Origin of the sequence: Staphylococcus sp. OJ82 (assembly GCF_000294465.1) — a bacterium.
Taxonomy (GTDB): Bacteria; Bacillota; Bacilli; order Staphylococcales; family Staphylococcaceae; genus Staphylococcus; species Staphylococcus equorum.
The window spans coordinates 26,203-45,614 of record NZ_ALPU01000002.1; the positions used below are offsets into that span (position 1 = coordinate 26,203).

Below are 19,412 nucleotides of genomic sequence, written 5' to 3' on the forward strand. Positions count from 1 at the left end.
AAAATAAAAAATGGTTTACATTAACTCCGTACTAGCTGAAAATTCTGATGAGGGGGGAACAAGGTTTTATATTCAACTTGCTTAAGGAAGTTGAATAAAATTTACAAAAACTTAAAATTTGATTTGATTCATCTAAGTAGTCACGATAAACTAAAGTCATTGTAAAAAATATATTTACGAGGGGATAGTGTAGTGTTTAATAGTAGCGAACAATTAATTTTAGGATTTACGATCATTATTTATTTTATTTTTCTATTGCTCATGTCTGTATACATACAACGAAAAATTAAAACTTATGATGACTATAATATGGCAAGTAGAACGGTAACATTATGGCCACTGATTTTAACATTTGTCAGCACTGGTGTAGGTGGCGCGACATTGTTAGGTTATATAGAGAATGGTTATACATTAGGTATGGGACAGCAGTGGATTCATATAACTATGATGGCCGCTGTTATCGTACTTGCATTCTTTTTATTAAAACGTATTAGATTATTAGGTGAAAAGCACAATATGGTAACAATCGGTGATTATACTGCGCTTCGTTATGGAGAATCAGCACGTATTCCAACTGTTATCAGTTTCTTATTTGCTTATTGTGCGATGACAGGTATGCAGTTTGTTGCAATTGCTTCTATTTTGAATTTAACAATAGGATTAAATATGACAGCGGGTATTATTATAGGATGTATCTTGCTGACTATAAAAACTTATCTCGGCGGTTTAAAAGCTGTGATTTGGCAAGATGTTGTTCAAGGGACGATGCTAACGATTGGTATCATAGTACTATTCTTTGTGGTTATATTCTACTCAGGTAATTGGAGCGAAATTAAAGCTAATGCGAGTAGCCAAAATCAAAATGATATGTTGAACTTCCTTAATATCACACCAAATGAAATCTTAATTTATCTGTTAACATTAGCTTTTTATCAATTTATCAGACAAGATGTGTGGCAACGTATTTGGGCAGCTAAAGACTTGAAAACTGCGAGAAATGGTTATGGCCTCTCGATGATTATTGCGGTAGCATTAGGTGCAATGACAGTATTTATTGGTGTCTATGCTAAGTTTGGTTTGAATTTGGACATAGCAGAAACCCCATTAGTTTATTATAATGTCATCCAAAACGTGTTCCCATTTCCATTAGTCCTTGTAATGATTATAATATTATTAGCAGCAGTCATATCTAGTGCGGATTCCTTCTTTATTGCAGGTTCTTCATCTATAGCTAACGATATTATAAAACCAAATGTGAAAAGTGATAATCAGAATAAAATGCTGTTATATAGTAAACTTTCAGTGTTAATCGTAGCTGTGATTTCTTTAGTATTGGCGCTTATGATCCCAGGATTAGTAGATCTTATGGTAACAGGTACTGCAATGTCAGTTTCAGGCTTACTTGCGCCAGTGATGTTCGGTCTATTTTGGAAAAAACCTACGAAGCTTGCAGGTAACATTGCAATGTGGAGTGGGCTTGGTTCAGCAGTAATATGGCAAATACTAGGTCATCCGTTTGGTCTACATCCAATCTTAATTGGGTTGCCACTATCAATAATTATGTTATTACTTGTAACATTCTTTGGTAAAAAAGATTACGCAACAGTTTAAGCAAACAGTTCACCAAAACTTTATAATAAAAATCTCACTCATCTTATTTGATGAGTGAGATTTTTATTATAAGCTAATTGTGTTTTTTATATCATATACTTTCATATTAGATTATATCTCAAGTTATTCTTCTGATATTTTAACCACTTGTTTACCAAAGTTTTCACCAGAAAATAATTTTCTAAATGCATTAGGCAATTGATCAAAACCTTCATCGATTGTTACTTGTGATTTTATTTTATCTTCAGCTACCCATTTGGCAAGTTGTTCGCTTGCTTCTTTAAAATGCTCTGCAAACTGTCCTACTACAAAACCTTGCATTAGGGCTTGGCTTTTAACTAGTGTTTCTTGAATTCTTGGTCCCATTTCAGTTTGCGTATTATTGTAAGTTGAGATTGCACCACAAACAGGTACACGTGCAAATGTATTTAAATGTTTGAAAACTTCATCTGATAATTTTCCACCGACGTTTTCGTAATATACATCAATACCATTTGGTACAGATGCGGCAAGTTGTGCTTCAAAATCATCACCTTTATAATCAACAGCCGCATCAAAGCCTAATGTGTCTGTTAAATATTGTGTTTTTTCTTTTCCACCGGCAATGCCAACTACTTTTGCGCCTTTTATTTTAGCAATTTGTCCTACTACAGACCCTACAGCGCCTGAAGCAGCAGATACAACAACTGTTTCTCCTTCTTTTGGTTTACCTATTTCCAACAAACCAGTATATGCTGTCATACCTGGCATTCCTAAAATGCTTAAGTATAAATGTAGAGGAACTTCAGTGGAAGGTATTTTAGTCACTTGATTGGCATCAGTAGTGATTATTCTTTGCCAAGGTAAGACACCCGTAACATAATCTCCTTCTTCCAAGTATTCTACTTCGGATTTTATAACTTTCGCTAAAACATGCCCATCAATTGGTTTGCCGATTTCATAAGGTTTAACGTAACTTTTTGAATTATTCATTCTTCCGCGCATATAAGGATCCACAGAAATATAAATAGATTTTAATTGTACTTCACCTGTACTAGGTTCCGCTGTTTGGATTGCTTCGTATTTAAAAGTGTCATCTTTAGGTAATCCTTCTGGTCTTTCGTTTAATACAACTTGTTCATTTTGCATAATAATCCTCCGTTTTAATGTTTTTTAATTAGTGTTTAAACTGACTTGCTTAAATAAAATGATTTCTTGTAATAATGATTGCTTTTGAAGTATGAAAATCAAAGCTTTTTAATTGTTTTTCCTCCTCTTGCGTGGTTATATAATAAGATAACAGTTAAACCTTAGTTTAAGAGAAGGGATGTGCTTACATTGGAAAAATTTTATATTGATCAAGTAGCAAGCATATGTGATATAAGTAAAAGTAAATTAAGATTTTATGAAAAAAAGGAGATATTAAAATTTATAGAAAGAGATACTAATAATAAAAGGCTCTATAGTAAAGATGATATTGAAATGATAAAATTCATAAAATGTTTAAGTAATTTGAATATGAGTTTAAAAGAAATCAAAAAAAATACAGGTATGCTATATGATAATGAAATAGATATAAAAACAATATTAGAAGTACATTTAGGGGTTTTGAATAACCAAAAAGAAGTATTGAACAAAAGAATTGGAGTTATTGAAGGAGAGTTACTTCAAATCACTTAATTTATTACTCCCCAGTTAAAGTTGTGATATTAATATATGGAAAGTTCATTTGAAAAAGAGGTGTATTCATTTATGAGTATTGTTACAGTAATTTTAGTTTTATTAGTTGCTATTGAATTTATATATATAATGATATTACAAACGATTAAAACGACTTCCCTTAGAACTAGTAAAATATTCAATATTAAGCAAGAAGAATTAAAGCAGCCCAATTTAAAGGTTCTTATGAAAAACCAAGGTGTATACAATGGACTTCTTGGTGTGATGTTATTATATGCGCTGTTCTTTTCCCATAATCCTAGAGAATTAATTACTTGTATTTTAATTTATATCATTTTAGTTGCCGTATATGGGGCAATTACTAGTCAAAAATCTATAATTTTAAAACAAGGCGGGCTCCCTATAATCGCACTTATTGCATTGCTTTTTTAGTTTGGATTTAACTTATTGCCGTAATGATGAACTTTAAAATCCCCCTACTGTTATACAAGTAGGGGGATTTTATTATTCATCGACATCTGCAACAACTGTTTGTTGGTAATCAATTAAAATGACAGATCTAAGACCTGTACCTTGTTCTGATCCTTTTTCAACTGGACTCACATAATGACTTACATTAGGGTCGTAAACGCCGTAGGATTCTAAAGGGTTCTCCATTTCAAAAACTTCTATTATATTGTTTTCATCAGTATCTTCCGGATTATTCCCAGCAGCTTCCGGTACAGCGATAGCATTCGTTCCACCAACAATATTCTTTCTTTCAATTAAATGAGCAAAAGTAAACGGCTCCCCGTCTTGGTGTAAACAGTTCGGTGAGGAAACAGCTTTATCTCCGTCATTTTCTACATACAATTTAACGAAATGCACACCCACATGAATCGGTAAAATTTTATCTTCTTCGTTCCAAAACGTTTCATGATAGTTGGCTATGATAATATCGTTCAACAATTTATTACTTCTTATATTTTCATCAATAGAATGGAATTCTCTATATGAGCCAGAATGTTCTGGATTAAACTTCCCTTGAAAATAGGCAGAATAATCAACGCCATTTCTTTCAATGGTAGGAAGCCAAAAAACATCTTCTGTGCCAGGTAACACGATTGCTCTAGAGTATCTTCTATATCTATTAAGGTTAGGGGCATAATCATCTTCAGGTAGATCAGCAAAGTACGCTAATATTTCATTATAATCTTGTTCAATACCCTCATAATTTAAACTTTTCATTAAATCATATCTTGAATAACCATCTTTTTGTAATTTATTCATTATTCAATAGTATCCTTTCTGTTTTTAAATCTAATAATGTTTGAATGTCCGTACTAATTGCGTCCAATTGTTCATGATTCTTATATATGTGACTTAATAATCTCTTTTATATTTTATACCATTGTAAGTAGCAAACACAAATATCGATAAATTTTGATTTTCTAAAAATGAACAAAAACATTTTACCGATTTAATCCGACTATTCTTATATTATTTACCATTTTGGTGTTGACGAAGTATATAATATTCGCTATATTTACTAGCATAGATATTATCTGAAAATTCTATATATTGAGAATTTTCATCTTAGGAAATGAGTAAAGTAATTCAAAAAATATTAAATTAAATTTTAAAATTTCCTCAACAGTCACTATTAAGCACAACGAAACTACATTTAGGAGGAAAAACATATGCCGAAGAAGCAGATACATTTTAATGGATTTGTTCAAAACTCACCATCCCCACATTCATCTGGATTATGGAAACATGACAAAGACCAAGGTGCACATCATAATCAATTAGATTATTGGATAAATATTGCGCAAACTTTAGAGAAAGGTAAGTTTGATTCTATATTTATTGCAGACGTTTTAGGAACATATAGTGTTTATAATCAATCGAGTGATGCTGCAATTAAGCATGCAGTTCAACTGCCTGCGCACGATCCTATACCGATTATTTCTGCTATGGCTGCAGTGACAAAACATATTGGCTTTGCCCCAACAATTTCTACTACATATGCACAACCGTATAGTTTAGCTAGACAATTATCTACATTAGATCATCTAACTAATGGTCGTTTAGGTTGGAATGTTGTCACTTCTTATTTAGAAAGTGAAGCGATTAACTTAGGATTGAAAGAACGATTGCCAAAAGATTTAAGATACAACAGAGCAGATGAATTTCTCCAAGTCGTTTATAAACTTTGGGAGGACAGCTGGGAAGATGGGTCTGTAGTTAACGATAAAGACACGGATACGTACGCGGACCCTGATAAAGTGCATGAAATTAACCACGAAGGTGAATTCTTTAGTGTGCCAGGACCTCATATAGTTGAACCATCACCTCAAAGAACACCTGTATTATTTCAAGCAGGTGCTTCAGAAAAAGGTAAAACGTTTGCGGCGAAACATGCAGAAGCAGTGTTTACGAAACATACCTCAGTAGAATCATTGAAAAGCTATGTAGACGATATACACACAAGAGCTGAACAGCATGGCAGAAGTAAAGAAGATATTTTAGTATTCCCTATGGTACTCCCAATTATCGGAGAAACAGAAGAAGAAGCCTATCAAAAATACGAAGCATTAACAGAACATATTAGCTATGAAGGTTCCGCATCATTATTAAGTGGACATACAGGCATTGATTTTTCAGAGTATGACCCAGATCAGTATATAGAAGATATTGAGACGGAAGCGATGCAAGGCAATCTTAATATGTATACCAAAGACCCACACCATAAATGGACACTCAGAGAAGCTGTGAAAAATCATGGTCTAGGCAATGGCACAGCTAAATTTATTGGAACGAAAGAGCAAGTCGCTGATAAATTTGAATCATGGGCGCTTGAAGGTGGGGCCGCTGGGTTTAATATCGCCCAAAGTTATTCACCTGGCACATTTGAAGAATTTGTCGATTATGTTATCCCTGAATTACAAAAAAGAGGTCTATATAGAACAGAATACGAAGGCACAACACTTCGTGAAAATATGTTCGGTAAAGATCAAAAAACAATAAAGGAAAATCATCCAGCAAAAAACAAGAGTGCAGCGAATACTCTTATATAAATTAATAAAAAAGGAGTAAAGAACAATGGATGAAATTACTCTCTATACATGGATAGGCTTCATATTATTTATGATAGTCATGGTTATTGTCGGTTATATCAGTTCACGTAAGATGAAAAATATTGCTGATTTTGCCACTGGTGGCGGTAACATTGGGCCTAGAGTGCTTGGACTATCATTTGCAGCAACATACTTAAGTGCAGCCACCTTTTTAGGCTATCCCGGTTGGTCATATGAATGGGGTCTTAATAACTTATGGTTATTTCTAGCCATGTTTATTGGTGGACCCACGGGTGTCTTAATGGTGGCTAAAAAGGTAAGGAAATTGAATACAAATCAAAAATCTTTATCGCTTCCAGATTGGTTAGGAGATTTTTACGATAGTGATATAATGCGCGTAGGTACTGGCATTATCCTTCTTTTTAATATATTTTATATAGCCAGCCAGTTTGTTGCAGGCGCAAGGATTTTTGAATATTTACTCGGTATGTCTTACTTTAGCGGACTCGTCTTTATTGCGGTTATTGTTGTACTTTACGTATACGTTGGTGGCGCACTTGCAGATATCTATACCGATGCGATTCAAGTTGTAATTATGGCCATTGCAGGTCTTGCTGTATTTATCTCAGGAATTGTTATTTTTTGGAAAGGGAGTATAACAAGTACATTTGCTGGTATCGCAAATAATTTATCTAACCAAAATGAAAATTTAGTTAAGGTATTTAATCCAGAATCTGTACATTTCAACTCTTTTGCCATGGTTTTAGGTGCAATCGTTATACAGTGGGCGTTTGCTTCTGCACCACATTTATTCAATAAAATATTAGGTTTGAAAAATGAAAAAGATTTAGGAAAAATGATTAATACTTATATTATGGTCACGGGGCTATGTCTACTCGTGCTATTCGGTGGTATATTCGCTCGTGTCGCGCTTGGAGATAGTGTCGAAACGTCAGACTTAGCACTGCTTGACTATATCATTTGGGCATTTCCTGCAGTGATTGTAGCACTTTTCGGTGTGGTCATTTTAGCTGCAGCAATGTCGACAACAGATGGATTATTTGTATCTATTTCTACAGTATTTGCGAATGATATATTCTTGAAGTTCTTAGTTAAAAGAAAAATAATAAATATTAGTGATGAAAAAGCGAATAGAATTGCATTTCAAATAAGTAAAATCAGTGTGCCAATTGTAGGTTTATTATCATTTTTACTTGTTTTACAACCACCAAAGCATATGAGTGACATTATGTGGATTGGAATAGCAGGCATCGCAGCGGGCACATTAGGTCCTATCTTACATGCCATATACGCTAAAAGGAAAGCACCAGCGAGAGCAGCAGAGTTATCTATGTTTGTAGGGCTAGGTTCATATTTAGTCATTTACTTCGGCGGTATTATTCCAAGTACTATGTCGGCAGGGGCAGTAGCAACATTTATCGGTATCGCAACAATTACAATTGCTGCATTTTTCATCAAGCCAAAAGATAATCAAAAATATAATGTAGAAGAAGGTAATAATTAATGTTTGTTAATGAGATGTTATCGATATGGTTATATGGTTTTCTAGGAATGTTTGTTGTAGTGTTTATTTCGTTAAAAGTCGGATATTCAAATAAAGATAAATAAATAATTTTAAAAGGAGCATTTACATGCCATTAATTAAATTAGACATGATCAAAGGTAGAGAAAAAGAGGAAATAAAAAGTATTTTAGATATCACATATAACGTGATGTTAGATGCGTTTCAAGCACCAAAAGGTGATAAATATTTAATTGTGAATCAACATGAGGACTATGAAATGGAAATATTAGATACAGGCTTAGGCATCGAAAGAACGGATGACGTGATTGTATTTACTATTGTTTCAAGACCGAGAACAAAAGAACAAAAAACGACATTCTACAAAAATTTAGTGAATACGTTACATGAAAAAGTAGGCATTCGTAAAGAAGATATTATGATTAGTTTAGTAGAAAATACCGATGAAAACTGGAGTTTCTTTAACGGTGAAGCACAATTTTTAACAGGTGATTTATAATCTAACTAAAGGACATATTATTTCGTTAGATGACAACACTTATATAAAGCATAAAAAATACACTTCCACTTTGTAGCGGAAGTGTATTTTTGTGTTTATCAAAAATTAGAATTTATCTTTTAAGTCGTTAGCTTTATCTGTTGCTTGGTCTTTCAATTCTTCTTTTTTCTCGTCGTCATTTTTATAATTAAGTAATAGTGGAAATATCGATACGCTCAATTTAACAATAAAATTTGTCTAATCAAGTGTGTCCGGGTTTGCATTCAAAGGGCTAGTATCATAAAAAGTTATAGCCCTAATTTTAACCACCGCTTTTTAGCAAAAATTAAAAGTATGAAGTTGACTACAAATAATATCAGGAAAAATATAAATATAGTTAAAATTTGATTTGCAGGTAAAAACGCTTTATTACCATTTAATACTTGCTCGACTAATGGATATATATTGTTACTAGCTTCAAACGGAGCAATTATCCCAAAAATAGTTTTATTTATTGCAACTAGTATGATTGATCCTATCCAATAAATAATACTTATGCCTATACTTATAAGAACATTTGGCGATAGTACACTTATAGTTCCAATAATCAATATATATTGTAAGAGTACTAAAGAAAATAAAGTGAGTAATAGTAAAAAGTGCGAAAAATTTGAAAAAACAGCAGAAATTATTGTTAAACCAATTGTTAAAAATATAAGGCTTTCAATAAATAAAATAGCAGCTTTTTTATAAAAGAATTTAAATACGTTATCTCCAAGTAACTTATAAAACAATGTATTTTTATTACTATATTCTTTGTTTATGAAATAAGCAATTATGAAAGAGAATAATAAAAAACCAAATTCAGTAGCTACCGTGTATGTGCTGAAAAAATATTGTCCATATGTCAAATTGCTAACTTTATCTATACCAACTGGTAAAAAATAACCTAATAAAAATACAAAAATGAACAATATACCTAATGTCAAAATTATTTTATTTGAAATACTCTTTTTAAATTCTAATAACATTTTTACACCTCTTTATCTTTATAAGTTAATATAATCATTTATTAGATGATCTTTTGATGTATATTCTTCAATGCGTTTATCTTTAAATAAAAATTGCGCGCCGTTTATACTACTTAAATCTGATAAATTATGTGTTATATTTATAATTACTTTTGAAGGGTTATCTGAGATGAATTTATTTAGGAAACTATAAATATCATTAACTGTCTTTTTATCTAGAGCATTTGTAATTTCATCTAGGATTATTATTGATTTATCCTCTAGTAAAAAACTTAATAATTTTAATTTTTGTTTTTGACCATCACTTAAATTTTTAATGAGAATCTTGCTAGGTATTGACTCTAGATTAAGCATCTTACTAATCTCTTTAAATTTACTCTCATTATTAAACTTGCATTTCAGTAAATCAAATAGAAAATCCTTACTTATATCATTAGGTACATTTGATGAACTAGAAATAAGAGTTGTGTTTTGTGACACTACTTTAGGTATACAACCATTTCTATTTAATATGAAATCTTTAGCTAGTTGTGATTTACCAACACCATTTTTTCCAACAATATGATTTATTTTCCCCTCATAAAAATATAAATCTGAATTTGAAACTAATTCTTTATTCTTTAATTTTAAAAAATATGATTTCCCCAATAAAATAGCCAATGTATTAAAGTATTAACAGTAATTATTATCCCTATTCCTTGTACTAATAGAACCAACCAATGGTTTTTCGTAAAATTATGAAATTCATCTAAAGAAAGGAGGGTGTTATTCGAAAGTATTATAACACACAATCTAATTTCATTTTATAGTAACGGTAAAAATTTTCAAAAATATATTTATTGAATTGCTTAAATACATAATTTTGTCAAAATTGAATTTCTATAGTAAAAAGAACGTTAAAATTTTATATACACATAGAAAAATATAATTGAACTGTCTCCAAATTGTGGAAAGAAAACCAAATATTATCACTAACTTAAACCACTAAAATAACCGCCAATAATGAGTCATCTCATCATTGGCGGTTATTTTAATTTAACTATATTTCAAAAATTAGAATTTATCTTTTAAGTCTTTAGCTTTGTCTGTTGCTTGGTCTTTCAATTCTTCTTTTTTCTCGTCGTCATTTTTAATTTCGTTGGCCTTATCTTTAGCTTTATCTGTTGCTTGATCTTTATACTCGTCAAACTTACTCATAAATAAACGCCTCCTTAAAATGTTATATTACTATGATTCCACATATCAAAGAAGTTAAACATATTTATTTTTAACTTTTTCCATAATAAAGAAAATATTTTAAAACCTAGACAAACCCTGTGCTAAAAAGCATTAGGTTTGTCTTTTAGTTTTATTATATAACCATAAAATCTAATGAGAAAACGTTTTCAAATGACACATTTTTCAACTGTAAAAGTATTAAAAATTAATCTTTATTAAGTTGAATTCTAATTAAAATATAAAAATAAGCGTGAATAATACGAAAACAAAAATAATTTTTTAATAAAGGAATAGTATTTTTATGAATACAATGTAATATGTAATCATACCTAATATTAGAGGGAGAGTTTATGCAGTGAGAGAGAGACAGAGGTTTTCTATAAGGAAATTGGGAGTTGGCGTTGGATCTGTATTGATTGGTCTTACGATTTTTGCAACAAGTGGGAACGTTGCATCGGCTGATGAGAGACAAAATAAGGGAGATAGTTTTGAATCCGTCGTGTCAGATAAAAGTGTAGGCGAAATTGGGAGCCCTATACAAAATGATACAGAAAAGCCAAGTGAAGATGAAAAAGGTACGATTGAAACTGCTCAACAAGAAATTGAAAATGTGAAAGCTGAGAATACATCAGAAGTTTCAGAAGAAAAGTCAGAATTATCAAACGAAAGTAAAGAAGAAGTAACACAAGAAGAGATAACAACATCAACAGAAGATGTGAAAAGTACGGAAGAAGTTTCACAAGAAACACCAAAAGCATTACCTGAAGAAGATACAGAAACGTCGCCTGAAGATGAAAAAGATACAGAAGAAGTGACACAAGAAGATACAGAAACGTTACCTGAAGACGAAAAAGACACAGAAGAAATAACAAAAGAAGACTCGGAAATATCACCTGAAGATGAAAAAGAAATAATTGAACCGGCTGAAGAAGGATCAAAATCAGAAGATGAAGATATAGCAGAAACAAATGCGACACTTCAACGAAGAGCAGATGTAAATAATCAAGCTACTGAAGGTATACAAACCTATGCTGCGCTTGCAGATGTTACACTTTTGGATAATATGGAGCTAACAGCGACTCATAATAATGGTGTATTAAATCTACAATTAGAGGGGAGACCTTTAGTTGGTTTAGGCGTAGGAAATACGTATCCAACATTCCAATTGTCTCCACAATTCCGTGATTTAATGGCAGATCCTAATTTTTTAAATGCTATAGAATTAGATTATGATTTACCAGGATTGCTTGGTGTATTAAGAAATACTGGAACTTTACAGGGCAACGAATTGACGATTGACCCTAATACGGGTGTAGTTTACGGGATAGTTGAAAATTTAGTGAATTTAGGTGTTGGTAGTAGAGTTACTTATAATTTGATGATTGATTTAAACCAATTGACAGAAAATGGTATGTTACCTGAATCTGATCTACCAGGAAGACAAGAATATAATTTTTCATCAGCTGCGGGTAGTGGTTTAATAAATGTTGATCTTCTCGCAAACAGCGGAAATGACACATCTATTGTTATAGAAAACGAAGAGGATTCAGAGTCCATTAGTGAAAGCGAATCATTGAGTACGTCAGAGTCACTCAGCGAAAGCGAATCATTAAGTGATTCCGAATCACTAAGTGAAAGTGAGTCATTGAGTGCCTCCGAGTCATTAAGCGAGAGTGAATCGTTAAGTACGTCAGAATCGCTAAGTGAAGTTGAAAGTGAATCACTAAGCGAAAGCGAGTCATTGAGCGCATCAGAGTCGCTAAGTGATAGCGAATCAATGAGTACATCGGAGTCATTAAGTGAAAGTGAGTCGTTAAGTACATCAGAATCACTAAGCGAAAGTGAATCATTAAGTACGTCGGAATCACTAAGCGAAAGTGAATCATTAAGCACGTCAGAATCACTAAGTGAAAGTGAGTCATTGAGTACATCAGAGTCATTAAGCGAGAGTGAATCATTAAGTACGTCAGAATCACTAAGCGAAAGTGAATCATTAAGCACGTCAGAATCACTAAGTGAAAGTGAATCATTAAGTACGTCAGAATCACTAAGCGAAAGTGAATCATTAAGCACGTCAGAATCACTAAGCGAAAGTGAATCATTAAGCACGTCAGAATCACTAAGTGAAAGTGAATCGTTAAGCACTTCTGAATCACTAAGTGAAAGTGAATCATTGAGTACATCGGAGTCACTAAGTGAAAGTGAGTCGTTGAGTACATCAGAATCATTAAGTGAAAGTGAATCATTGAGTACATCAGAGTCATTAAGCGAGAGTGAATCACTAAGCACATCAGAATCACTCAGCGAAAGCGAGTCATTGAGCACATCGGAGTCACTAAGTGAAAGTGAGTCATTGAGCACGTCCGAGTCGTTAAGCGAGAGCGAATCAATGAGCACATCAGAATCATTGAGTGAAAGCGAGTCATTGAGTACCTCTGAGTCACTAAGTGAAAGTGAGTCGTTAAGCACATCCGAATCACTAAGCGATAGCGAATCGTTAAGCACATCCGAATCACTAAGTGAAAGTGAGTCATTAAGTACATCCGAATCACTAAGTGATAGCGAGTCGTTGAGTACCTCTGAGTCACTAAGTGAAAGTGAGTCGTTAAGCACATCCGAATCACTAAGTGATAGCGAGTCATTGAGCACGTCAGAGTCACTAAGTGAAAGTGAATCATTAAGTACGTCGGAATCACTAAGCGAAAGCGAGTCATTGAGTACATCGGAGTCACTAAGCGAAGTAGAAAGTGAATCAATGAGTACGTCTGAGTCATTAAGCGAGAGCGGATCAATGACTTCATCTGACCCAAATAATTCATTAGATTCTACAAACACAGTAGAAGCATCAAACAATTTATCAGGTTCTACAAACTCAGCAGAAGCAACGAACAATTCATCAAGTTCTATAGACACAGCAGAAGCATCAAACAATTCTTCAGATTCTACAAATACATTAGAATCAGCAAATGATTCAGATTCTGAGAATGAAGCGAATCAAAATGATAAAGATAAAGACAAAGATTCAGAGTTACCAGATACAGGTGACGATACAACGAAGAATGGATTGTTAGCAGGTATTCTTGGACTAGGTGGTTTAGCACTACTGAGAAGACGTCGTAAAAAAGAAACTGATAATAATTAATAACATTTGATTTGAAAATCAATACAAAATACAGCTGAGGATATTCTCCTTGGCTTATTTTGTTATAATAAGTTAATAAATATTTCTATAGTTATAGGAAGTGTAATATATGAGTGAAAATATAAATGAAAAAGAAGAATTAGATCAAATAAATAAACAAATTGAAGAAGAATTAAATGAATATGATGCTGAAAAAGATCAACAAAAAGCAAAAAAAGAATTTCTGACACTTAAGTTCTTTGGCACGTCTATTATATTGACCTTTATGATTTTTAGCATAGTGAAATTGTTTGTTTGATAAGTAAAATTGTGATTTTAACTTTAGTTATTGAGGTGTAATACATGACGATATATAACATGAATTATGGCATTGGATGGGCAAGTAGTGGTGTAGAGTATGCGCAACTTTACAGAGCTCAAGCTTTAAGAGGAAGAGCGGAAACATTAAAGTTTGTGTTTTTAGAATTTATAAAAACTGAAAATATACAAACCTTAACAAAAAATTTAGGGTTTAATGATGATGAAGTGGTATGGTTATACCAATTTTTCACAGATATAAAAATAGCACCTTCAAGTGTTAAATTAGATGAGATTATTCAATCACTCAATGACGACATCACTAAAACAGAAGCTGAAGGAAAAATTAAAAAGTATTTTTTTAATAAAAGCAGTAACTATATCGTATGTCATTTGAAAGACGAAGATAGCGATATTGTTGATAGAGTCGAATATGTATCAAGGGGGAAGTTACTACGCAAAGATTATTATTCCTATGTACGTGTCTTTTCAGAGTATTACGCCCCTGAAGATAATATGGCTAAATTATATATGAGAGTCTTTTACAATGAAGACGGTTCTACAGCATATAATGAATATGTAAATGGTGATGATAGTATGTTTGTCTTTAAAGATAGAATACTATATTCCAAACAAAATTTTATTGCATATTTCATGGAAAAACTTCAGTTGTCGCAGGAAGATATGATTTTATTAGATCGCTCAAAAGATATTGGTCAAGTTATGATAGAAAATAAAAATCAAGCTAAATTAGGTGTAGTGATTCATGCAGAACATTATAATGCATCGACAACGAACGACGATTATATACTTTGGAATAATCATTATGAATATGTATTCACTAATGCGCAGGAAATTGATTTCTTTATCACAGCAACGGAAATTCAAAATAAACTGCTGACAGAACAATTTGAAAAGTATAATCATATCATGCCTAAAATATATAAAATACCTGTAGGCAATTTAACAACTTTAACACAACCTTTAAATAGAAAACCTTATTCTATTATTACTGCTTCAAGATTAGCAGCTGAAAAACGTGTAGATTGGTTAGTTAAAGCAGTCGCAATTGCGAAACAACAAAGACCTGAAATAACATTTGATATATATGGAGAAGGTGCTCAAAAGCAGGCATTGCATAACCTTATTCGTGAAAATAATGCAGAAAGTTATATCACATTACATGGCCATGTAAATTTAAATCAAGTATATAAGAATTATGAATTGTTTCTATCAGGATCAACGAGTGAAGGCTTTGGATTAACATTGATGGAAGCGATTGGTTCAGGATTAGGGCTTATTGGTTTTGATGTTAATTATGGAAATCCGACTTTTATTGAGGACAAAGAAAATGGCTATCTCATACCTATTAAATTAAATGTAGAGTCAGAGTCAGAAATAGTAGGAAAAATTGCTGAAGCTATAATTCGATTTTTTGAAAATGATACAAATGATTTCCATGAGGCATCTTATAAAGTTGCTGAACAATTTACACAAGATGCTGTAAAAATCCAATGGAATAATTTAATTGAAGAGGTGCTTTATGATTAATTTATTTGAAGCTTTCGATAAACAAACAATAGTCCTTTATAATTCATTTAAATTTTCTGGTATGAATAGACAAACAATCGTTATTGAAGCAGATGGCTTTCTTCCTGATGATATTAAAACCCCATATGAATTCTTTGCAGAAAATGAAAATTTGCCAGTTAAACCATTATTTTTTAACCAAGTTAAAACACCGAAATTCTGGTTGATTGAAGGCAATAATAACGATGCTGTAATTAAAGATACAGGAGATATTAAAGCGAGAATTATTTATAAAAAGAATTATAAACATAGAATCGTAGAACGTATCGAGTGGTTAAATAAACAAGGGCATACGCAGTATATTGATTATTATAATAAATACGGATACAGTTATGCACAAGTAGTATTAGATCCTAATACCCATAAAAGAATATTAAAACGTTACTATAACGCTAAAGGTGAAGTGTTTATGGTTGAGAATTTCATCACAAATGATGTTATTTTGAATTGGCAAGGCAAAGAATACTTCTTCCATTCGAAAATACAATTTGTTAATTTCTATATTCAAGTTTCAGGATTAGAATCCGAACAATTTTTAATTAACTCATTTTCAGTACCAGCCGCAGTGATGAATGGTTTAAGCGAGCCTAGCAATGATTATTTTTATTGGCAAGGTGATATTACGAGCGATATTATTCGTCATATGGAAAATATACTATCTAAAGAACGTAGATCATTCAGTATTATTGTGCCGAGCGATGAAGCCTATGAACAACTTAAATCATCCATTAGTGATAAATGGAAAAATAGAATATATAAATCTGGATATGTATATAAATTCCTGAAGTCTAATAGTCATTCTAACCAAGTGCTAACACTAACAAATTCTGATCAAATACCGCATTTAGAACAAATTGTACAAGCACATCCACATTTAGATTTTCATATTGCAGCTATGACTGAAATGTCTAAGATATTAATGAACTTGAATAAATATACCAATGTTAAATTATATCCAAATGCTAAAAAGACTGAATTTAAAGCACTTTATAAAAAATGCGATATCTATTTAGATATTAATAAAGGTAACGAAATATTAGATGCAGTTAGGGCAGCCTTTGACTACAAACTATTAATTTTAGGTTATGATACCACTGCACACAATAAGGTAGTAACAGCACCAACTCATTTATTCGATGTAGAGCATCCTGATATGCTAATCAGTGCGTTAGAGGAAGTTACACAACACAATGACACATTCGATAATTACTTAGAATTACAATTACAACAAGCTAATGCTATCGATAAAACAACATTTATTGAATCAGTAAATTAATAAATCACACAATAATAAAAACTCCCAATGACTTTATAATTAAGTCATTGGGAGTTTTTGCTAGAGTTCTTGTTTATTAAATATTTTAATTGATGAAATGTATGAAACTATTAATAAAATAATACCTAAAAGTGCATAGGTACTAACTACGAGTAAATTACTTGTTAGGTTAGCTATACCTTCAATTGATCCAGATGAAGCGAGAATTGGCATAATAAATCCAAAGAATATTAGGAAAAATAAAGCTATTACTATAAAAGATGTTGTGATTAAAATAACATTTGAATTTTCTGGTCCAAATTTAAATGTTAAAGGGAACATTATAGCGTATGAACCAGCGCCACCTATACCTATTAACATAGATACTAACGTGAGATTTAAATTTTGTGTTATGAGTGCTAATGGTATAACACCGATGATAAGTCCTATTAAAATAAGAACACCGTAGAAGATGAAATAACTGTTTACGTATGCACTTCTACCTTTAGGTAAAGTCGACACATAATACATCCATTTTGAATCCTTCTCATGTTTAATGTTATCAGTTACAGGTGTAATAAGAAAAATCATTGGTAAAAAACATGTCATGATAGGGTTCATAAATGTGAATAGTATACTAGCGACAATCCCTACAATTAAGTAAGTAAAGAGTGATTTTTTTGATGAGTAATAACTGCTAAGTGTTAATCCCTTCATTATTTATCACCTCTCATAATTAATGTGGTTGCGTCATCAATATTTTGCAAAGATCTCGCATTTGTTATTTGGCTGCGATTATTGATTAAAGTAGTCCTCGTGTTATTACGAGCCCTTGAAGCTACAATAAGATCATTTGGAATATTGAAATCTTCTTCAGATTGCTCAATAATGCCATAATTATCCAACAAGTTTTGTTTATTTTCTTCAAAAATAACTTTGCCATCTCGCATAAATACTAGTTTAGTTGCAAGCTGTTCAATATCTTCTGAAATATGAGATGAAATTAAAATCCCATTATCTTCTTCTATGTAATCCTCTAACATTTCAATAACTTCTTCACGACTTGAAACATCCATACCGGCAGTAGCTTCATCAAGAATGAGAAGTTTACTTTCGTGTGCTAACGATATTGTCAAAGCAGCTTTCATACGCATACCACGTGAAAAGGATTTGATTGCATTATTATTAGGTAACTCAAATTTATCGATTATTGAAAAGAATTTTTCGCTATTCCATGATTGATAAATATTAGAAAACACTTTATCAATTTCTTTGATTGTTAGTTTGTTTGGTACACGCAAATCATCAAATACAACACCAATATTTTCTTTATAATTGGAATCACTTTCTGTTATAGTTTCATCGAAAAAAATGACTTCTCCACTGTCTTTAAAGCGATTTCCTACCAATGTATTAATCAATGTAGATTTACCCGAACCATTTTTCCCAATTAAACCTACAACTTCTCTTGGTTTGATTGATAGTGAAATATCGGAAAGGTGAAAGTCAGATTTTGTGTAAGACTTATTTAAATTTTGAACTTTTAAAAGGTGTTCCATAGATACACTCTCTTTCTATATATTATATTTATAAATAAAATTTACGGACTTTTAACATATAACCAAATGCATTATAGATAAAAAGAATAATAATAAGGAGCAATCCTAAAAGTTGGTTGATGCCAGTAATTAATGAGAATAAACCTAATATCATTCCACCAATAATCAATAAAGTAAGATTGATATGGTAAATTTTGAACATAGAGACGAGTGTTATATGACGTTCGCCTTCGTCCATGATATCTAGAATTTTCTCTGTATACTGAGCTTCACCTTGTTTTGGATAACGACTATCAAATTTCCTTACAAAGAAACCAATCATTAGAGAAGGAATAATTGTGATTAAATAAGGAATAATAGGATAAAAAATATCTCCTTCAGAAGCATTTACCATCACTATAATAAGCATACAAATTAAACTAATTAGAATTTGAACATAATAAATGAAGCTCGTTCTCATAAACATCATATTTGCCTTCTCTTCAAATTCATCAGCTTGTTGACCCTCTATATCATGGTTCATTTTTGATTTGAATGTGAGTGCATTTTTTTGAACTTTATATAATACTAGCGTAAGGATTATATTAATGAGGGATGCAATGAGACAAACAATGATTGTAATTTCGTGGCTTGCGAAACTTATGCTTGAAAAATGGCCGTTATTTTCAAATATGCTAAAGGATAAGCCAATAATACCACCAATGAGTCCTCCTACTAAAACAAGCAATAAATAGCGTCCTACTTTCATAAATCTTCCTCCTCAATTATGAAGATGTTTTCAACGGGTTCATTAAATATGCGAGCAATTTTAACAGCTGTCAGAATTGATGGCATAAAATCATTACGTTCTATTAAGGAAACAGTTTGTCTAGAAATTCCTGCGTTTTTAGCAAGTTGTGTTTGATTATAGCCATCACGTGCACGTAATTCTTTAAGTCGATTGCGCATTATTGATCAACTCCTTAAGGTT

At 31.9% G+C, this 19,412-nt stretch carries 19 protein-coding genes; 10 read left to right on the forward strand and 9 right to left on the reverse strand.

All coding sequences use genetic code 11. The features are described from left to right. The first annotated feature begins 192 nt into the window (after nt 1-192). Entirely contained in the window at nt 193-1,611 is a 1,419-nt protein-coding gene (locus SOJ_RS01560; protein WP_002506305.1) for a sodium:solute symporter family protein, read from the forward strand. A 123-nt stretch (nt 1,612-1,734) separates the two neighbouring features. Here the strand turns inward: SOJ_RS01560 and SOJ_RS01565 are convergent, their stop codons facing one another. Beyond that, nucleotides 1,735-2,739, reverse strand: a complete 1,005-nt coding sequence (locus tag SOJ_RS01565) for an NADP-dependent oxidoreductase (RefSeq protein WP_002506306.1) — start codon at nt 2,737-2,739, stop codon at nt 1,735-1,737. A 189-nt stretch (nt 2,740-2,928) separates the two neighbouring features. Here SOJ_RS01565 and SOJ_RS01570 point away from each other — a divergent pair, with 189 nt between their 5' ends. Together SOJ_RS01570 and SOJ_RS01575 are read left to right on the forward strand one after the other, a co-directional pair. Next, entirely contained in the window at nt 2,929-3,270 is a 342-nt protein-coding gene (locus SOJ_RS01570; protein ID WP_002506307.1) for a helix-turn-helix domain-containing protein, read from the forward strand. A 72-nt stretch (nt 3,271-3,342) separates the two neighbouring features. Further along, nucleotides 3,343-3,702 carry a DUF1304 domain-containing protein gene (locus tag SOJ_RS01575; RefSeq protein WP_002506308.1) on the forward strand — a complete coding sequence of 120 codons (360 nt, stop codon included), beginning with the start codon at nt 3,343-3,345 and terminating at the stop codon, nt 3,700-3,702. A 72-nt stretch (nt 3,703-3,774) separates the two neighbouring features. Here SOJ_RS01575 and SOJ_RS01580 read toward each other — a convergent pair whose 3' ends face one another. Then, on the reverse strand, nt 3,775-4,539 hold the full coding sequence (locus SOJ_RS01580) for a 2OG-Fe dioxygenase family protein (RefSeq protein WP_002506309.1): 765 nt from the start codon (nt 4,537-4,539) through the stop codon (nt 3,775-3,777). Between the two features lie 410 nt (nt 4,540-4,949). On the opposite strand from SOJ_RS01580, the gene SOJ_RS01585 reads away from it, so the two are divergent. The 3 genes from SOJ_RS01585 (at nt 4,950) to SOJ_RS01595 (ending at nt 8,371) form a co-directional block, all read left to right on the forward strand. Then, nucleotides 4,950-6,329 carry an LLM class flavin-dependent oxidoreductase gene (locus SOJ_RS01585; protein WP_002506310.1) on the forward strand — a complete coding sequence of 460 codons (1,380 nt, stop codon included), beginning with the start codon at nt 4,950-4,952 and terminating at the stop codon, nt 6,327-6,329. Nucleotides 6,330-6,354: 25 nt separating this feature from the next. After that, nucleotides 6,355-7,854 carry a sodium:solute symporter family protein gene (locus SOJ_RS01590; RefSeq protein ID WP_002506311.1) on the forward strand — a complete coding sequence of 500 codons (1,500 nt, stop codon included), beginning with the start codon at nt 6,355-6,357 and terminating at the stop codon, nt 7,852-7,854. A gap of 127 nt (nt 7,855-7,981) precedes the next feature. Then, entirely contained in the window at nt 7,982-8,371 is a 390-nt protein-coding gene (locus SOJ_RS01595) for a tautomerase family protein (protein WP_002506312.1), read from the forward strand. A 287-nt stretch (nt 8,372-8,658) separates the two neighbouring features. Here SOJ_RS01595 and SOJ_RS01600 read toward each other — a convergent pair whose 3' ends face one another. The 3 genes from SOJ_RS01600 to SOJ_RS14525 all read right to left on the reverse strand — a co-directional run bounded on the left by SOJ_RS01600 (nt 8,659) and on the right by SOJ_RS14525 (nt 10,578). Next, on the reverse strand, nt 8,659-9,381 hold the full coding sequence (locus SOJ_RS01600; protein ID WP_002506314.1) for a peptide ABC transporter permease: 723 nt from the start codon (nt 9,379-9,381) through the stop codon (nt 8,659-8,661). An 18-nt stretch (nt 9,382-9,399) separates the two neighbouring features. Then, nucleotides 9,400-10,029, reverse strand: a complete 630-nt coding sequence (locus SOJ_RS01605) for an ATP-binding cassette domain-containing protein (protein WP_037539396.1) — start codon at nt 10,027-10,029, stop codon at nt 9,400-9,402. A gap of 405 nt (nt 10,030-10,434) precedes the next feature. Further along, nucleotides 10,435-10,578 carry a hypothetical protein gene (locus tag SOJ_RS14525; RefSeq protein ID WP_002506316.1) on the reverse strand — a complete coding sequence of 48 codons (144 nt, stop codon included), beginning with the start codon at nt 10,576-10,578 and terminating at the stop codon, nt 10,435-10,437. Between the two features lie 376 nt (nt 10,579-10,954). Between SOJ_RS14525 and SOJ_RS14150 the strand changes: the two genes are divergently transcribed. The 4 genes from SOJ_RS14150 to gtfB all read left to right on the forward strand — a co-directional run bounded on the left by SOJ_RS14150 (nt 10,955) and on the right by gtfB (nt 16,904). Then, the gene (locus SOJ_RS14150; RefSeq protein WP_083846523.1) at nt 10,955-13,741 is read left to right on the forward strand and encodes a YSIRK-type signal peptide-containing protein; all 2,787 of its coding nucleotides are present in this window, start codon (nt 10,955-10,957) and stop codon (nt 13,739-13,741) included. A 109-nt stretch (nt 13,742-13,850) separates the two neighbouring features. Next, complete coding sequence (locus tag SOJ_RS01615) at nt 13,851-14,039, forward strand: hypothetical protein (protein ID WP_002506318.1); 189 nt, start codon at nt 13,851-13,853, stop codon at nt 14,037-14,039. Between the two features lie 44 nt (nt 14,040-14,083). Then, on the forward strand, nt 14,084-15,589 hold the full coding sequence (gene gtfA, locus SOJ_RS01620) for an accessory Sec system glycosyltransferase GtfA (protein ID WP_002506319.1): 1,506 nt from the start codon (nt 14,084-14,086) through the stop codon (nt 15,587-15,589). Beyond that, nucleotides 15,582-16,904, forward strand: coding sequence for an accessory Sec system glycosylation chaperone GtfB (gene gtfB / locus SOJ_RS01625; RefSeq protein WP_002506320.1), 1,323 nt, complete (start codon nt 15,582-15,584; stop codon nt 16,902-16,904). Before gtfA ends, gtfB begins: the two co-directional genes overlap by 8 nt. Before the next feature lie 60 nt (nt 16,905-16,964). Here the strand turns inward: gtfB and SOJ_RS01630 are convergent, their stop codons facing one another. From SOJ_RS01630 to SOJ_RS01645, 4 genes are read right to left on the reverse strand one after another with little or no spacing between them, the layout of a single operon-like run. Then, nucleotides 16,965-17,600, reverse strand: a complete 636-nt coding sequence (locus SOJ_RS01630) for an ABC-2 transporter permease (RefSeq protein ID WP_002506321.1) — start codon at nt 17,598-17,600, stop codon at nt 16,965-16,967. Then, nucleotides 17,600-18,442: an ABC transporter ATP-binding protein gene (locus SOJ_RS01635; protein WP_002506322.1), complete on the reverse strand. Its 843-nt coding sequence runs from the start codon at nt 18,440-18,442 to the stop codon at nt 17,600-17,602. Before SOJ_RS01635 ends, SOJ_RS01630 begins: the two co-directional genes overlap by 1 nt. Nucleotides 18,443-18,470: 28 nt before the next feature. Further along, nucleotides 18,471-19,190: a DUF3169 family protein gene (locus SOJ_RS01640; protein WP_002506323.1), complete on the reverse strand. Its 720-nt coding sequence runs from the start codon at nt 19,188-19,190 to the stop codon at nt 18,471-18,473. Next, nucleotides 19,187-19,390: a helix-turn-helix transcriptional regulator gene (locus tag SOJ_RS01645; protein ID WP_002506324.1), complete on the reverse strand. Its 204-nt coding sequence runs from the start codon at nt 19,388-19,390 to the stop codon at nt 19,187-19,189. The genes SOJ_RS01640 and SOJ_RS01645 overlap by 4 nt, the downstream gene beginning before the upstream one ends. Nucleotides 19,391-19,412 lie beyond the last annotated feature (22 nt).

Bases quoted from the DNA above. Each gene is read 5' to 3' on its own strand.
- SOJ_RS01645 (WP_002506324.1), bottom strand. From the start codon at position 19,390: ATGCGCAATCGACTTAAAGAATTACGTGCACGTGATGGCTATAATCAA.
- SOJ_RS01595 (WP_002506312.1), top strand. From the start codon at position 7,982: ATGCCATTAATTAAATTAGACATGATCAAAGGTAGAGAAAAAGAGGAA.
- SOJ_RS01635 (WP_002506322.1), bottom strand. From the start codon at position 18,442: ATGGAACACCTTTTAAAAGTTCAAAATTTAAATAAGTCTTACACAAAA.
- SOJ_RS01600 (WP_002506314.1), bottom strand. From the start codon at position 9,381: ATGTTATTAGAATTTAAAAAGAGTATTTCAAATAAAATAATTTTGACA.
- SOJ_RS01590 (WP_002506311.1), top strand. From the start codon at position 6,355: ATGGATGAAATTACTCTCTATACATGGATAGGCTTCATATTATTTATG.
- SOJ_RS01575 (WP_002506308.1), top strand. From the start codon at position 3,343: ATGAGTATTGTTACAGTAATTTTAGTTTTATTAGTTGCTATTGAATTT.
- SOJ_RS14525 (WP_002506316.1), bottom strand. From the start codon at position 10,578: ATGAGTAAGTTTGACGAGTATAAAGATCAAGCAACAGATAAAGCTAAA.
- gtfA (WP_002506319.1), top strand. From the start codon at position 14,084: ATGACGATATATAACATGAATTATGGCATTGGATGGGCAAGTAGTGGT.
- SOJ_RS01565 (WP_002506306.1), bottom strand. From the start codon at position 2,739: ATGCAAAATGAACAAGTTGTATTAAACGAAAGACCAGAAGGATTACCT.
- SOJ_RS01580 (WP_002506309.1), bottom strand. From the start codon at position 4,539: ATGAATAAATTACAAAAAGATGGTTATTCAAGATATGATTTAATGAAA.
- gtfB (WP_002506320.1), top strand. From the start codon at position 15,582: ATGATTAATTTATTTGAAGCTTTCGATAAACAAACAATAGTCCTTTAT.
- SOJ_RS01615 (WP_002506318.1), top strand. From the start codon at position 13,851: ATGAGTGAAAATATAAATGAAAAAGAAGAATTAGATCAAATAAATAAA.
- SOJ_RS01640 (WP_002506323.1), bottom strand. From the start codon at position 19,190: ATGAAAGTAGGACGCTATTTATTGCTTGTTTTAGTAGGAGGACTCATT.
- SOJ_RS01630 (WP_002506321.1), bottom strand. From the start codon at position 17,600: ATGAAGGGATTAACACTTAGCAGTTATTACTCATCAAAAAAATCACTC.
- SOJ_RS01585 (WP_002506310.1), top strand. From the start codon at position 4,950: ATGCCGAAGAAGCAGATACATTTTAATGGATTTGTTCAAAACTCACCA.